Genomic DNA, 15601 nt, shown 5'->3' on the forward strand with positions numbered 1-15601 from the left:
CTCTCTCGTCGCGCGCCGCCTGGTGAGGAGCATGATAATGACGTCCGCTGGGACGCATATTCCGGTGCTGCGCGAGGAGGCGATCGCCGCCCTCGGCATCCATCGCGGGGGCCGCTATATCGACGCCACTTTCGGCGGCGGCGGCTATACGCGCGCCATCCTAGCGCAGCCGGAAACGCGCGTGCTCGCCTTCGACCGGGATCAGTCGGCGGTGAAGGCCGGCCGCACGCTTGTCCAAGAGATGGGCGAAAGGCTTACGCTTATTGAAGCGCGCTTTTCTCAGCTCGAGGACATCGCGCGCGCGCAAAGCTTCGCCCCGCTCGACGGCGTCGTCTTCGATATTGGCGTCTCGTCGATGCAGTTCGACCAAGCCGCGCGCGGGTTTTCCTTTCGCGCCGAGGGTCCGCTCGACATGCGCATGGAGGAACGTGGGCGCAGCGCCGCCGACATCGTCAATGAAGCGGATGTAGAGACGCTCGCCGATATCCTGTATTTCTACGGCGAGGAGCGCGCCGCGCGGCGTATCGCGCGCGCCATCGTTCACGACCGTGAGATTGCGCCTTTCACAACGACAAGAGCGTTGGCCGAAATGATCGCGCGCGTCGCTCCCAACCGCGCCAGCGACATTCATCCGGCGACCAAAAGCTTTCAGGCGCTGCGCATCGCCGTCAATGACGAGCTTCAGGAATTGCTGAAGGGGCTGCTTGGCGCGGAACGGCTTCTCGCCGAAGGCGGTCGGCTCGTCGTCGTGACGTTCCATTCGCTTGAGGATCGCATCGTCAAACAGTTTCTCTCCGAGCGCTGTGGTCGCGGCGAAACCGGTTCCCGCCGTCTGCCGGGCGAACCCGCGCCGTCGCCGCCAAGTTTCGTTTGCGAAGGCCGCCAACCGGTGACGCCTACGCCCGCTGAAACGGCCGCCAATCCGCGCGCGCGTTCGGCCAAATTGCGTTACGCGACCCGCACGGCGGCGGCGCCTCGCCCGCTCGACGCAAGGCTCGCGCGCCTCGTTCATCTGCCCGATCGCGACAAGGGAAAAGCCTGATGCTGCGGCTCCTCAATATCGTTGCGGTTCTCGTGCTCGTCGGTTCGGCGGTTTACGCCTATTCGATCAAATATCAGACGAGCTATCGCGCCGAGCAGATCGCAAAAACCAAGATCGAGATCAGGCAGGAGCGCGACGCGATTGCGGTGCTGCGCGCCGAATGGGCTTATATGACTCGGCCTGAGCGCATTCAGCAGCTCGCCGACGCTTATCTGCCCGGCATGAAACAGCTTGAAGCGACGCAGATCGTCACCGCGCAATCGCTTCCCGAGAGATCGCCGCGCGTCGATTCGATCGGCAAGAAGCTCGACGCGCTCGGATTGAGCATGTCGGCGACGCCGCCCGTCCCCGGCAGCGCGCCGACGACCACGCCCAAAGCGCAGGGACAAAGCCAAGAGCGACGCAAGCCATGACGCAGACGATGCTCGACACGCAACCTTCGCCGCCGCCGAACGGCAAAATACGCGCGATGCTGCGCGCGCTGTTTTCGACGAGTCTCGCGCTGAGCGCGTCGCGCATGCGGCTCGCGGCGCTGGGCTTTCTCGCGCTCTACGCGGTGATTTCGATCAAGCTCGTCTATCTCGCATTTAAGCCGGAGGCGGCGACGTCGCGGCGCGCCGCGGCGGAGGCCGTCGCGGCGTCCCGTCCGGACATTATCGATCGCAATGGCGAGGCGCTCGCAAGCGACGTCAAGGTGATGTCGGTGTTCGCCGAGCCGCGCCGCATCATCGACAAGGACGAAGCGACCGAGCTCTTGACCGCGGTTTTGCCAGGCCTCGACGCCCGCGAATTGCGCGAGCGGCTCGGCTCCAAGAAAGGCTTCGTTTGGGTGAAGCGCGAGGTGACGACGCATCAGCGCGACGAAGTCTTTCATCTCGGACTGCCGGGCGTCGGACTGATCGCCGAAAATAAGCGCGTTTATCCCAACGGACCGATCGGCGCGCATGTGCTCGGCTTCGCCAATGTGGACAATCAGGGCATCGCCGGCATCGAGAAATACATCGACGGGCAGGGGCTCGCCGATTTGCATGGCGCCGGCTTCGGCGTGACGCCAGAGGAACTCAAGCCCGTGTCGCTTTCGCTCGACATTCGGGTCACGCATGCGTTGCGCGACGAACTCGAAAAGGGCGTAACCCACTTTAAGGCGAAGGCAGGCGCCGCGGCGATCTTGGACGTCAACACCGGAGAGGTGATCGCGCTCGCGTCGCTTCCGGACTACGATCCGAACAAGCCGACGGAAGCGCTCGATCCTGTCCACATCAACCGCATGAGCGTCGGCGTTTATGAGATGGGCTCGACCTTCAAGGCGCTGACCATCGCGATGGCGCTCGACTCCGGCAAGGTCAATCTGAATTCACGGCTCGACGCGCGCGGCGTGCTCTCTTTCGGGCGATTCAAGATCCACGACTATCACGCGCAAAATCGCGCGCTCACACTGCCAGAGGTCTTCACCTATTCCTCCAATGTCGGCACCGCGCGCATGGCGATGGGGCAGGGCGTGGAGCGGCACAAGGCGTTTTTGCGCAAGATGGGGCAGCTTACGCGCATGCGCACTGAACTGCCGGAAAGCGCCGAACCCATCGTGCCGAAAAATTGGGGCGAGTTGAACACCATGACCATCGCTTTCGGTCATGGCCTTGCGGTGGCGCCGCTCCAGGCGATGATGGCGGTCGGCGCGCTGATGAATGGCGGCTATCTGATCACGCCGACCTTCATCAAGCGCAGCGAGGAGGAAGCCAAGGCGGGCGCCGAACGCGTCGTGAAGCCTGAGACGAGCGAGGCGATGCGCTATCTCATGCGCCTCAACGCCGAAATCGGCACGGCGCGGAAGGTGAACGTCCCCGGCTATTACGTCGGCGGCAAAACCGGCACCGCGGAAAAGGTCGTCAACGGCCATTATTCCAAGAGCAAGCTGTTTAACACTTTCATGGCCGTCGCGCCGTCCGACAAGCCGAAATATCTGTTCCTGACCATCATGGACGAACCGCAGGGCTTGCCGGAAACCGGCGGCTACGCCACGGCGGCCTATAATGCGGGACAGGTCACCGGCGAGATCATCGAGCGCGTGGGTCCGATTCTCGGCCTTGCGCCGCGTTTCGAGCCGCCGCATCAGCCTTTCCCGCTCCTCGCCAAACTGGGTTATGGCTATGCCAATGTTCCGGCCCGCGGCGGCGGAGGACATTGATGCTGATTTCGGAGCTGCTTGCGACGCCAGACCTTGAGCCCGCCTTGCGCGGGCTTGCCGTCTCCGGCCTGACGGCTGACAGTCGAATGGCGCGCAGCGGCTTTGCCTTTTTCGCCATCCCGGGCCACGCCGGGGACGGCATGTCCTATGTCGCCGACGCGAAGTCGCGCGGCGCCTGCGTCGTCGTCGCTCAACAGCGAGCTGACAGCCCGTTGCCGCTTGTCATCGTCGATGACGTTCGACGCGCCCTGGCCCTCGCCGCGGCGCGCTTCTTTTCTCGGCAGCCGTCGATGATCGCGGCGGTTACGGGAACGAGCGGCAAGACGTCGGTGGTGGCCTTCTTGCGCCAGATCTGGGCCGCGCTTGGACATGAGGCGGCGTCGCTCGGCACCGTCGGAATCGTCGATTCTCGCGGCGCGCATTATGGAGCGCTGACGACGCCCGGACCCGTCGAACTGCACAGAACGCTGGATGAACTTGCCGGACGCGGCGTGACGCATCTCGCCATGGAGGCGTCCTCGCTCGGGATCGATCAGCGGCGACTCGACGGCATGCGCGTCGACGTCGCGGGCTTCACCAATTTCTCACGAGATCATCTCGACCATCACGCCGACATGGAGGACTATTTCGCGGCGAAGATGCGGCTCTTCGACACGCTGCTGCACCCGGGCCAGACGGCGGTGATCGACGCCGACAGCGACGTTGCGTCGCGCGTCATCGAAATCTGCCGCGCGAGAAGCCTCACAATCTGCAGCGTCGGTTCGAAGGGGGAGGCGATAAAGCTCGTTTCGGCGACGCCGACCGCCTTAGCGACGTCGCTGCGGCTCCGCCATAATGGCGCCGACTATGAGGTCAATCTGCCGCTTGCCGGCGCCTTCCAGGTCTCGAACGCGCTCGTCGCCGCCGGGCTGGCCATCGCAAGCGGCGATGACCCGGGGCAGGTCTTTGCGGCGCTCGAAGCGCTCAAAGGCGCGCCGGGGCGGCTCGAACTCGTCGGTCAGCGTAACGGCGCGCCGATTTTCGTAGATTACGCGCATAAGCCCGACGCGCTGGAGAAAGTGCTCGCCACTTTACGGCCGCTGACAAAAAAACGCCTGATTGTCGTCTTCGGGTGCGGCGGCGATCGTGATCGTGGCAAGCGCCCGCTGATGGGGGACATCGTCGCCCGCGCGGCGGATGTCGCCATCGTCACGGACGATAATCCGCGCAGCGAGGACGCCGCCGCCATTCGCGCAGAAATTCTCGAAGGAACCCGTAGCGGCGCGGCGCACATCATCGAGATCGGAGACCGGCGCGCGGCGATCGCCAACGCCGTCGCGGGGCTTGAAGCGGGCGATGCGCTCGTCGTGGCTGGAAAGGGCCACGAAACCGGGCAGATCGTCGGCGACCGCGTTTTGCCTTTCTCCGATCATGAGGCGATCGCGCAGGCGCTCAAGGAGAATCATCCATGACCAAGAGGCCGTTATGGTCGGGATTGGCGCTGGTCGGCGCGCTGCGCGCGCGCGCGAGCGGCGGCCTTGCGCGCGAAGCCGCCGGCGTTTCCATCGATACCCGCACCCTTCAGCCCGGCGATCTGTTTATCGCCATTAAGGGGGAGACGCGCGATGGTCACGACTTCGTGCGGATGGCGTTTGAGAAAGGCGCGGCGGCCGCGGTCATCGACGAAGCGCATGCGACTGAGCTTTCCGGCGCCGGCCCGCTTTTCGTCGTCAGAGACGTGCAGGAATCGCTCGAGTCGCTGGGTGCGCGGGCGCGCGAGCGAAGCGCCGCCTTTATCGCCGCCGTCACGGGCTCCGTCGGCAAGACCTCGACGAAAGACATGGTCCGGCTGATGCTGTCGCGTTTCGGCGAGACGCATGCCTCGGCGGCGTCTTACAACAATCATTGGGGCGTGCCGTTGACGCTTGCGCGCATGCCGGCGGAGTCGCGCTTTGGCGTGTTCGAACTCGGCATGAATCACGCGGGCGAGATCGCCGCGCTCGTCGCTCAGGTGCGCCCCCACGTCGCCGTCGTGACCCGCATCGCGCCGGTTCATCTCGAATATTTCGGATCAATCGAGAAGATCGCGGACGCCAAGGCTGAAATCTTTTCCGCGCTCGACGGCGGCGTCGCGATCATCAACCGCGACGATGGATTTTACGAGCGTCTCGCGGCGGCGGCTGCGCCGACCGCCAGCCATGTCTTTGGTTTCGGCGAGACGGAAGGCGCGCATGCGCGGCTCCTGTCTTACGAGCCCGCCGGCGAAGGCGCGCTGGTCGAGGCGGAAATTCTCGAGCGGCGTCTGCGCTTTCGGATCGGCGCCCCCGGCAAGCATATCGCCATGAACGCGCTCGCGGCGCTGCTCGTGGGCGTCGTTTTCGACGTGGATTTGGAGGAAGCTGCTGCGTCCTTCGGCGAATTCACGCCGCCCTCGGGACGCGGCCAGCGCGAAAAAATAGCGATTCCAGACGGCGCGTTCACGCTCATCGATGAAAGCTACAACGCCAACCCGACGTCCATGCGGGCGGCGCTGCAGCTGCTCGGCGGCGCGGCCATCGGACCCGGAGGCCGGCGCATCGCCGTGCTCGGCGACATGCTGGAGCTCGGGCCTCAGGCGGCCGAACTGCACGCCGAGCTCGCTCCGGATCTTATCGACGCCAATGTCGATCTGCTATTCACCTCGGGGCCATTGATGTCACGCTTGAGTTACGCTGTGCCTGATTCGATGCGCGCCGCGCATCGGGCGACGCCGCTGGAGCTGGAAGAGGCCGTTCTCGCAGCGGTTCGTCCCGGCGATGTGGTGATGGTGAAAGGCTCCAATGGTTCGCGGATGGCGCGGATCGTCTCAGCCTTGAAAAGCGCATTCGCCCCCGAGATGGCGAGCTGAGGAGAGACGATGCTGACGCTGCTTGCGGACTTATCTTATCTTTACAGTCCGCTAAACGTCTTCCGTTACATCACTTTTCGCGCCGCTATGGGAGCGGCGACGGCGCTGTTCTTCGTGTTTTTCTTCGGACCGGGCGTGATCGCCGCGTTGCGCATCAAGCAGGGCAAGGGCCAGCCGATCCGCGAGGACGGACCGGCGTCGCATCTTGTGACCAAAAAAGGCACGCCGACGATGGGCGGCCTGATGATCCTCTCGGGACTCGTCGCGGCGACGCTGCTCTGGGCGAATTTGCGCAACGCCTATGTGTGGATCGTGCTCTTTGTCACCGTCAGCTTCGGCCTCATCGGCTTTTATGACGACTATCTCAAGGTGACCAAGCAGTCGCACGCCGGCTTTTCGGGCAAGATGCGATTGGCGCTCGAGTTTCTGATTGCCGGCCTGGCTTGCTACGCGCTGATGGAGACCGGCGGCGAGAACATGACGAAGCTCGCCATCCCCATGGTGCGGGGCTATGTCGCGACGCTCGGTCCGCTCTTCATCCTGTTTGGCGCCTTCGTCATCGTCGCCGCGGGCAATTGCGTCAATCTCACGGATGGACTCGACGGCCTCGCCATCGTGCCGTCGATGATCGCCGCCGGCGCCTTTGCAATCTTCGCCTATCTCGTCGGCAATTCGATCTTTTCGAATTATCTCGGCGTCAATTACGTGGCCGGCGTTGGCGAATTGACGATCGTTTGTTCGGCCTTCATCGGCGCAGGGCTCGGCTTTTTGTGGTTCAACGCGCCGCCCGCGCAAATCTTCATGGGCGACACCGGGTCTCTGGCGCTGGGCGGGCTCGTCGGCTCCGTGGCGGTGGCGGTAAAGCAGGAATTCGTGCTTGTCATCGTCGGCGGCCTTTTCGTCATCGAAGGCGCGTCAGTCATCATCCAGGTCGTCTATTACAAGCTCACCCGCAAGCGCATCTTCCTGATGGCGCCGATCCATCACCATTTTGAACAGAAGGGGTGGAAGGAGCCGCAGATCGTCATCCGCTTCTGGATCATCGCCTTCGTTCTGGCCCTGATGGGCCTCTCGACCTTGAAGCTGAGGTGACGATGACGCCGGTCGAGACCTTTAAAGGCAAGCGCGTCGCGCTTTTTGGCCTCGGCGGTTCGGGCCTGTCAACGGCCCGCGCCCTGATCGCCGGCGGCGCGCAGGTCGCCGCCTGGGACGATGGCGAAGCCGGCCGACTCAAGGCCGTCGCGCAAGGCGTAGCGCTCGAGGATCTCGCGGCGGCGGATTGGAGCGGCTTCGATGCGCTCATTCTCTCTCCCGGCGTGCCGCTGACTCATCCCGAGCCGCATTGGACGGTGCTGGCGGCGAAGGCCGCCGGAGTCGAGATCATCGGCGACGTCGAACTGTTCTGCCGCGAACGCGAGGCGCGCGCCGGGGGATCGCCTTTCATCGCGATCACCGGCACAAACGGCAAATCGACGACCACGGCGCTGATCGCGCATATCTTGCGCGAGGCCGGCCGCGACGTTCAGCTCGGCGGCAATATCGGCGTGCCAATTCTCGATCTCGAGCCGCCGTCCGACGAGCGCATTCACGTCATAGAATGTTCGTCGTTCCAGATTGATCTCGCGCCCTCGCTGGCGCCGACGATCGGCGTGCTGATCAACATCACGCCGGACCATATAGATCGTCACGGGACAATCGAAAATTACGCAGCGATCAAGGAGCGGCTCGTCGCCGCAGCGGAAGTGGCTCTGGTCGGCGTCGACGACGCCTATTGCCATGCGATCGGCGCGCGCCTCGTTGAAGCCGAGTCCCCCGAGCGGCGCGTCGTGCCGGTCTCCGGGAAGCGTGCGCTCGACTGGGGGTTCTATGTCGAGGATCGAAGCGTCTATTTCCGCGAGCAGGGACATCCGCCCGAGGAGGTCGAGCTGATCGGTTCGCTCGACGGCGCACGCGCGCTTCGCGGCGCGCATAATGCGCAGAACGCCGCCTTCGCCGCCGCCGCCGCCTGGGAATGCGGATTGGACGACGACGAGATCTTGAGCGGCTTGTTGAGCTTCCCCGGCCTGCCGCATCGGATGGAGGAAGTCCGGCGCATCGAGCGCGCGCTGTTCGTCAACGACTCGAAGGCGACGAACGCCGACGCCGCCGAAAAGGCCTTGGTGAGCTTTACCGATATCTACTGGATTCTCGGCGGCCGATCGAAAGAGGGCGGGGTCGAACCGCTGCGTCCGCATTTCTCGCGCATCCGCAAAGCCTATCTGATCGGCGAGGCGGCGGGCGATTTTGCGCGCACGCTGGAAGGCGCGCTGCCTTTCGAACATTGCGGAACGCTCGACGTCGCGACGACGCGCGCGGCGCTCGACGCGCTTGCCGAAGGCGCGCCGGAGCCGGTCGTGCTGCTGTCGCCGGCCTGCGCCTCCTATGACCAGTTCGCCAATTTCGAGGCGCGGGGCAATGCGTTTCGCGGCGTCGTCGAAGGGCTTCCCGCCGTGATCGCGGCGCGAAAAGGAGATGAGACATGATCTCGCGCGCGGAACGAACGCTATTCTCCGACTGGGCGTGGACAGTTGATCGCTGGCTGCTTGCAAGCCTCGCGCTGCTGATCGTCGCCGGCCTCGTCTTCGCCATGGCCGGCAGCCCGCCCGTCGCGGAGCGGCTGCATCTGCCGACGTTCCACTTCGTCAACCGGCAGGTGCTCTATCTTCTGCCAGCGCTCGTCTTGATGATCGCGACGTCCTTTCTTTCGCCGCGTCACGTGCGCCGACTGGCGCTCGTGATCTTCATCGTCTCTCTTGCGCTCGTCTTCGCCACCATCTTCTACGGTCAGGAAGTGAAGGGCGCGAAGCGATGGATCTTCGGCGTTCAGCCCTCTGAATTTTTGAAGCCCGCCTTCGTCGTGCTCGTCGCCTGGGCCTTCTCCGAAGGCGCGCGTCGCAAGGACGTTCCGGGCAATCTGATCGCGCTTCTGCTCCTGCCGATCGCGATCGTGCCGCTGATGATGCAGCCGGACTACGGCCAGACGATGCTGATTTCGATTGTCTGGGCGGCGCTGTTTTTCATGGCCGGCTTGCACTGGATCTGGGTTGTCGGATTGGGCGGGCTTGGCGGCGTCTCGGCGCTGCTCGCCTACAAGTTCGTGCCGCACGTTCATGCGCGCATCGAATCCTTTTTGGAGCCGCCGCCGCCGGTCGCGGGCGTGCCCGCGAATTTCCAGTCGGAGACGGCCCTGGAGAGCTTCATCGCCGGATCGTGGTTCGGCAAGGGGCCAGGCGAAGGGGTCATCAAGCGCATCCTGCCCGACTCCCACACGGATTTCATCTTTGCGGTCATCGGCGAGGAGTTCGGCGTTCTTGTCTGCATCGCGCTTGCCGGGGTCTTCGCCTTCGTCGTGGTGCGGGGATTGTTCTCGGCGGCGCGCAACAGCGATCCCTTCTGTCGTTTTGCGACCGCGGGACTCGTGATGCTGTTTGGCCTGCAGAGCTGCATCAATATGGCGGTGAACGTGCATCTCATGCCCGCCAAGGGCATGACGCTGCCTTTCGTCTCCTATGGCGGCTCTTCGCTGATTTCGCTCTCGCTGGGCATGGGCTTTCTGCTCGCCGTCACGCGCAAGCGGCCGCGGTCCCGCATGCTGAGTGAGCTCGCCGCGACGGGCGCGCCCGCCGCCGCGTGATAAAAGCCTCAGTATGATCGATTCGCCGATACTCCTCGCCGCCGGCGGCACCGGCGGCCATCTTTTTCCGGCCGAGGCGCTCGCGCATGCGCTCGCCGCCCGCGGGCTGGCGGTGGAGCTCGTCACCGAGGAGCGCGCCCTGCGCTACGGCGGCGCCTTTCCGGCGCGGGCCATGCATGTGATCCCCGCCGGCACGCCGCGGGGCGGCTCGCTGCTGGCCAAGGCCCAGGCGGTTGCGCGTCTCGCCCTCGGCACGGCGCAGGCGGCCGCGCTGTTGCGACAGCTCAAACCGGCCGCGGTGATCGGTTTCGGCGGCTATCCGACCGTCCCGCCCTTGCTTGCGGCGTCCTATCTCGGCGTGCCGAGCGCTTTGCACGAAGCGAATGGCGTCATGGGCAAGGCCAATCGCTTCCTCGCCGGCCGCGTCGACAGAATCGCCGCCGGCCTGCCGACTCTCGCCGTGCCGGCTGCCCTGCAAAGCAAGCTCGTCGTCACCGGCAATCCGGTGCGTCCCAATGTGCTCGAGGCCGCCGAAACGCCCTATCCTTCGTTCGACGAGGGAATGTTCCGGCTGCTCGTCGCCGGCGGCTCTCAGGGCGCCCGCGTCATGGCGGACATCGTGCCGGCGGCCGTCGCCGCGCTCCCCGACGCGCTGCGCGCGAAAATCTCCGTCGTTCAACAGGCGCGTCCTGAAGATATCGCGCGGGTCGAGGCGATCTACGCCGGCGCTGGGGTCGGCGCCGAGATTGCGCCCTTTTTCGCTGATTTCCCGGCGCGCCTCGCGGCGGCGCATTTCGTCATCACCCGCGCCGGCGCCTCGACCGTCTCGGAGCTTGCGGTGATCGGGCGTCCGGCGATGCTGGTGCCGCTGCCGCATGCGCTCGACCAGGATCAGGCGGCGAACGCCGCTTTTCTCGAAGCGGCGGGCGGCGCGGAAACCGTGCGCCAGAGCGACTTCACGCCGGAATTTTTGACGCGGCGGCTTTGTGACCTCATCAATGCGCCGGCGCAGCTTTCCGCGCGCGCCGAAGCCGCCAGACGGGTCGGCGTCGCCGACGCCGCCGATCGTCTCGCCGATCTGATTATCGACGTGGCCCGGACAGGCGCTACGAAACGGAGCTAGGAATGAAACTGCCGAAAGAGTTGGGCCCGATTCACTTCGTCGGTATCGGCGGCATTGGCATGTCTGGAATCGCCGAAGTGCTGCTCAATCTCGGCTACAAGGTGCAGGGATCCGACGCAGCCGAGAACGCCAACGTCAAGCGTCTCGTCGAAAAGGGCGCGACGATCAGCATCGGACATGACGCGAAAAACCTCGGCGAAGCCGCAGTGGTCGTCGTCTCGACCGCAATCAAGCGCGACAATCCCGAACTTGTCTTGGCGCGCGAAAAACGTCTGCCGGTCGTGCGTCGCGCCGAAATGCTGGCCGAGCTGATGCGCCTCAAGCAATGCGTCGCCATCGCCGGCACGCATGGCAAGACGACGACGACCTCGCTCGTTGCGACGCTGCTCGACGCCGGCGGCCTCGATCCGACCGTGATCAACGGCGGCATCATCAACGCCTATGGCACGAATGCGCGTCTTGGCGCCGGCGACTGGATGGTGGTGGAGGCCGACGAAAGCGACGGCACGTTTCTCAAACTGCCGGCGGACGTCGCCATCGTCACCAATATCGATCCCGAACATCTCGACCATTTCCATACATTCGACGCCATCAAGGAAGCCTTCCGCAACTTCGTCGAAAATATTCCCTTCTACGGCTTCGCGGTGATGTGCCTCGACCATCCGACGGTGCAGGAGCTTGTCGGCCGCATCGAGGACCGCCGCGTCATCACCTATGGCGAAAATCCGCAGGCCGACGTGCGGCTGCTCGACGTCGATCTTGAGGGCGGCGTGTCGAAGTTCAATGTGCTGCTGCGCGACCGCAAGACGTCGCAGGCGATCTATCTCGAAAATCTCGTCCTGCCGATGCCGGGCCATCACAATGCGTTGAACGCGACGGCGGCGATCGCCGTCGCCAATCAGCTCGGCCTTTCGCCCGAACAAATCCGCAAGGCGCTTGCCGGCTTTGGCGGCGTGAAGCGGCGTTTCACCAAGACCGGCGAATGGAACGGCGTGCAGATTTTCGACGACTATGGCCATCACCCGGTCGAAATCGCCGCTGTGCTGCGCGCAGCGCGCGCCTCGACCAAGGGGAAAGTCGTCGCGCTGATGCAGCCGCATCGCTATTCGCGGCTGCAGTCGCTTTTTGATGCTTTCGCCACCTGCTTCAATGACGCCGACGTGGTCATCATCGCCGACGTCTACTCCGCAGGCGAGCAGCCGATACCGGGCGTCGATCGCGACGCGCTTGTGTCCGCCATCAAGGCGCATGGCCATCGCCGCGCGATGGGGCTGCCCTCTCCCGAAGTGCTGGCGGCGATGGTTCGCGAGATCGTCGCGCCAGGCGATTATGTCGTGTGTCTTGGCGCCGGCAATATCACGCAATGGGCCTATGCGCTGCCGGAGCAGCTCGCGGCGGGGCAGAGTGGGTGAATTTGCTCTGTCCCCTCCCTGTCCCTCCCCTGCTAAAGCGGGAGAGGGGACCCTAACGAGCGGCGTTCGCGCGGCTTGGATGAAACGCGAGGACCGCTACGCCTCCCGCGAAGCGGGGGAGGGTTGGACGCTTCGCAGCTTGTGACGAAGTGAAGTGAATTTATGTGGCGTGATTTGACTTCCGCAGGATTGTTACTACAATTGACTACATCGTAGTCAACCTATCTGCATCATGAAATCTGCATCCGCGCCGACATCCGTTCGTCTGACCGACGAAACGCGCAAAATCCTCGACGAGGCGGCGCGGCGCACGCGCCGCTCGCGTTCTTATCTCGTGGAGGAAACGCTGAAGCAGTTTCTTCCGCGCATCGTGCAGAAGGAAACCCAGCCTTCGCCGCAAGAGCGCATTCGTCGCCTGAAGGAGCTGGAGGGCATCGGTTACCGGCTTGTCGGACCGCAATCCGTTGAGGAGATCGACGCACGCATCCGTGAATTCCGTGGCGATGAATGAGTCGCTTCCGCTCGAAGGCAGGCGGGCCTATTTCGACTCAAACTCGGTCATCTATTTTATCGAAGCGAACCCGGCGTATTATTCGAAAATATCCAGCCTCTGGTATGCCCTCATCGAACAAAATACGAGCTTTGTCACCAGTGAAGTCTGCGTTGCGGAATGCTTCTACGGCGCCTTCAGACGTCAGAGTCAGGTGCTCGAAAGCGGCTACGACCGCCTGTTCTTTGAGGAGAGGACCTTCGACATTCGGCCCGTGGACCTCGATACTCTCATTGGGGCGGCGCGCCTCGGGGCCGATCTCGGCCTAAGACTGATAGACGCAGTGCATTTTCGAACGGCGTTGGCCGCGCAATGCGATATCTTCGTCACGAACGATCGCCGCTTCCGCTCGGGTCATGGCGTGCGCGTCGTCCAAATCGCCGACCTATGATGTAGCGTCGATCTAGCCGAAAGCCGCAGATGAGCTTCCCCGACATTTCCGCAGACATACTCTCCGCGATGCCGCAATTGCGCGGGCGCATCACGGCGAATGAGCCGCTCGCGCCTTACACCTGGTTTCGCGTCGGCGGCCCGGCGCAGATCCTGTTCATGCCGGCCGACGAAGCCGATCTCGCCTATTTCCTCGCGCGATTGCCGCGAGAGATTGCCGTGACCGTCGTCGGCCTTGGCTCCAATCTGATCGTGCGCGACGGCGGCGTCGAAGGCGTCATCATACGGCTTTCGGCCAAGGGCTTCGGCGAGATCATCGTCGAAGACGGCTGCAGGCTGCGCGTGGGCGCCGCGGTTCCCGACGTGAAGGCGGCGCGCGCAGCGGCGGAAGCGGGAATTGACGGCCTGGCGTTCTATCGCGGCATTCCCGGCGCGATCGGCGGGGCGCTGCGCATGAACGCCGGCGCGCATGGCGGCGAAACAAAGGACGCGCTGATCGAAGCGCGCGGCGTCGACCGCGCCGGCGACATCCGCGTCTTTGGCGTCGCCGATATGGGCTACGCCTATCGCCATTGTTCCGCCCCCGACGATGTGATCTTCACGCAGGCGCTTTACCAGGGACGGCCCGGCGATCCGGCGACGATCATCGCCGAGATGGATCGCATCACCGCGGCGCGGGAGTCCTCGCAGCCGATCAAGGAAAAGACCGGCGGCTCGACCTTCAAAAATCCTGACGGCGAAAAGGCGTGGCGGTTGATTGACGCGGCCGGCTGTCGCGGACTCATCGTCGGCGACGCGCAGGTCAGCGAGATGCACTGCAATTTCCTCATCAATCGCGGCCGTGCGAACGCCGCCGACATCGAGGCGCTTGGCGAAGAGGTGCGCCGGCGCGTGCGCGAGACGAGCGGCGTCGAACTACATTGGGAGATCAAGCGCATCGGCGTCGCTTGAGATGAATGGCGCGAGAAGATTGCGTCGTCGCTGCTGAGATCTTAGCGTGGACGCTTGAGGAGATTCCCGCCGTGCCGCCTCGAATAAAATCGCACCGTTCCTCGGACGCCGCTGAAACGGCGGCCACGTCGAAAAGCGGCGACGAGCAGGGACCGAAGAAGAGTCCTTCGGTCGAAGATCGAGTTTTGCGAGCGTCAGGCGCGTTAAGCGACTCGCTCTGTCCTTTCGCCACATTCACCGAATGGGCTTCGGAAGCCGACGAAGCCGCCTATTCGGATCTCTAGTTGGCATTTTTCAAGTCGAGAGCACATGACCAAGCACGTCGCCGTTCTGATGGGCGGACTCTCCGCCGAACGCGAAATTTCCCTGCGCTCGGGCGAGGCCTGCGCGAAAGCCCTCGAAGAGCAGGGATTTCAAGTGTCCCGCGTCGATGCGGGGCATGACGTCGCGAATGTTCTTGCGGCGCTTAAACCCGATGTCGCCTTCAACGCGCTCCATGGCAAGTTTGGCGAGGACGGCTGCATTCAGGGCGCGCTGGAGCTTCTGCGCATCCCCTATACGCATTCGGGCGTGCTCGCCTCTTCGGTGGCGATGAAAAAGGATATCGCGAAGACGGTGATGGCGGCGGCCGGCGTTCCGACGCCAAAAGGGCGCGTTCTGCACAGGCTCGACGCCGCCAAAGCGCACGCGCTGCCCCTTCCTTATGTCCTCAAGCCCGTCTCCGAAGGCTCCTCCTTCGGCGTCTTCATCGTCAGCGAGGGCCAAGAGCATCCCCCGCAGGAATTATGGCGTGAGGATTGGACTCATGGCGACATGATGCTCGCGGAGCAGTTCATCGCCGGGCGCGAACTCACATGCGCCGTCATGAACGACAAGGCGCTTGACGTGATCGAAATTCTCGCGGCCGACGGCGGCTGGTACGATTATCACGCCAAATACGCCAAGGGCGGCTCGAAACACGTCCTTCCGGCAAATCTTAAACCGAATATTTACCAAGAGGTCCAACATTTGGCCCTTGAGGCTCATCGAGCTCTCGGCTGTCGCGGCGTAAGCCGCGCGGACTTCCGATACGACGACCGCCCCGGAGGTACGGGCGAGCTCGTCGTGTTGGAGGTGAACACGCAGCCGGGAATGACGGAGACCTCGCTCGTGCCAGAAATGGCGGCATACGCAGGTTTTTCATTCGGCGAGTTGGTCAGATGGATGGTGGAAGACGCATCCTGCGATCGTTGAGAGAGTCATTTTCGGCTCGGCATTCGCTCGTCCCCATCGTTCCCGGAGAAGCCCCATACGCCTTGGCGGCGGCGGCCGTTGCATCCGTCCCGTCGGCGCCCGTTCCCGCCGCCGCTGCGGCGATCGCCCCACGCGCGTCGGCGCGAAGAACCCGCGGCGAACGTTTCCTTTCGCGC

14 protein-coding genes are annotated in these 15601 nt (G+C 64.0%); all 14 read left to right on the forward strand.

Annotated elements, in window-relative coordinates:
• Nucleotides 1-37: 37 nt before the first annotated feature.
• Nucleotides 38-1042 (forward strand): 16S rRNA (cytosine(1402)-N(4))-methyltransferase RsmH, encoded by a 1005-nt coding sequence (gene rsmH, locus IYX23_RS11890; RefSeq protein WP_196392952.1) that lies wholly within the window; start codon nucleotides 38-40, stop codon nucleotides 1040-1042.
• On the forward strand, nucleotides 1042-1455 hold the full coding sequence (locus IYX23_RS11895) for a hypothetical protein (protein ID WP_196392953.1): 414 nt from the start codon (nucleotides 1042-1044) through the stop codon (nucleotides 1453-1455). The genes rsmH and IYX23_RS11895 overlap by 1 nt, the downstream gene beginning before the upstream one ends.
• Entirely contained in the window at nucleotides 1452-3227 is a 1776-nt protein-coding gene (locus IYX23_RS11900; RefSeq protein ID WP_196392954.1) for a penicillin-binding protein 2, read from the forward strand. Before IYX23_RS11895 ends, IYX23_RS11900 begins: the two co-directional genes overlap by 4 nt.
• Nucleotides 3227-4678: a UDP-N-acetylmuramoyl-L-alanyl-D-glutamate--2,6-diaminopimelate ligase gene (locus IYX23_RS11905; protein ID WP_196392955.1), complete on the forward strand. Its 1452-nt coding sequence runs from the start codon at nucleotides 3227-3229 to the stop codon at nucleotides 4676-4678. Before IYX23_RS11900 ends, IYX23_RS11905 begins: the two co-directional genes overlap by 1 nt.
• Entirely contained in the window at nucleotides 4675-6093 is a 1419-nt protein-coding gene (locus IYX23_RS11910; protein WP_196392956.1) for a UDP-N-acetylmuramoylalanyl-D-glutamyl-2,6-diaminopimelate--D-alanyl-D-alanine ligase, read from the forward strand. The genes IYX23_RS11905 and IYX23_RS11910 overlap by 4 nt, the downstream gene beginning before the upstream one ends.
• A gap of 9 nt (nucleotides 6094-6102) precedes the next feature.
• Nucleotides 6103-7185 carry a phospho-N-acetylmuramoyl-pentapeptide-transferase gene (mraY, locus tag IYX23_RS11915; RefSeq protein ID WP_196392957.1) on the forward strand — a complete coding sequence of 361 codons (1083 nt, stop codon included), beginning with the start codon at nucleotides 6103-6105 and terminating at the stop codon, nucleotides 7183-7185.
• Between the two features lie 2 nt (nucleotides 7186-7187).
• Complete coding sequence (murD, locus tag IYX23_RS11920) at nucleotides 7188-8615, forward strand: UDP-N-acetylmuramoyl-L-alanine--D-glutamate ligase (RefSeq protein WP_196392958.1); 1428 nt, start codon at nucleotides 7188-7190, stop codon at nucleotides 8613-8615.
• Nucleotides 8612-9766 carry a putative peptidoglycan glycosyltransferase FtsW gene (locus tag IYX23_RS11925; RefSeq protein ID WP_196392959.1) on the forward strand — a complete coding sequence of 385 codons (1155 nt, stop codon included), beginning with the start codon at nucleotides 8612-8614 and terminating at the stop codon, nucleotides 9764-9766. The genes murD and IYX23_RS11925 overlap by 4 nt, the downstream gene beginning before the upstream one ends.
• A gap of 13 nt (nucleotides 9767-9779) precedes the next feature.
• On the forward strand, nucleotides 9780-10889 hold the full coding sequence (gene murG / locus IYX23_RS11930; RefSeq protein ID WP_196392960.1) for an undecaprenyldiphospho-muramoylpentapeptide beta-N-acetylglucosaminyltransferase: 1110 nt from the start codon (nucleotides 9780-9782) through the stop codon (nucleotides 10887-10889).
• 2 nt (nucleotides 10890-10891) lie between these two features.
• Nucleotides 10892-12301 (forward strand): UDP-N-acetylmuramate--L-alanine ligase, encoded by a 1410-nt coding sequence (gene murC, locus IYX23_RS11935; RefSeq protein WP_196392961.1) that lies wholly within the window; start codon nucleotides 10892-10894, stop codon nucleotides 12299-12301.
• A 232-nt stretch (nucleotides 12302-12533) separates the two neighbouring features.
• Nucleotides 12534-12812 (forward strand): ribbon-helix-helix protein, CopG family, encoded by a 279-nt coding sequence (locus IYX23_RS11940; RefSeq protein ID WP_196392962.1) that lies wholly within the window; start codon nucleotides 12534-12536, stop codon nucleotides 12810-12812.
• A complete protein-coding gene (locus IYX23_RS11945; protein ID WP_196392963.1) occupies nucleotides 12805-13242 on the forward strand; it encodes a type II toxin-antitoxin system VapC family toxin in 438 nt (145 codons plus the stop codon). The genes IYX23_RS11940 and IYX23_RS11945 overlap by 8 nt, the downstream gene beginning before the upstream one ends.
• Before the next feature lie 29 nt (nucleotides 13243-13271).
• Nucleotides 13272-14192: a UDP-N-acetylmuramate dehydrogenase gene (murB, locus tag IYX23_RS11950; protein ID WP_196392964.1), complete on the forward strand. Its 921-nt coding sequence runs from the start codon at nucleotides 13272-13274 to the stop codon at nucleotides 14190-14192.
• A gap of 309 nt (nucleotides 14193-14501) precedes the next feature.
• Complete coding sequence (locus IYX23_RS11955; protein WP_196392965.1) at nucleotides 14502-15425, forward strand: D-alanine--D-alanine ligase; 924 nt, start codon at nucleotides 14502-14504, stop codon at nucleotides 15423-15425.
• Nucleotides 15426-15601 lie beyond the last annotated feature (176 nt).

The organism is Methylocystis sp. L43 (genome assembly GCF_015709525.1).
In the GTDB taxonomy this organism is placed as follows: Bacteria; Pseudomonadota; Alphaproteobacteria; order Rhizobiales; family Beijerinckiaceae; genus Methylocystis.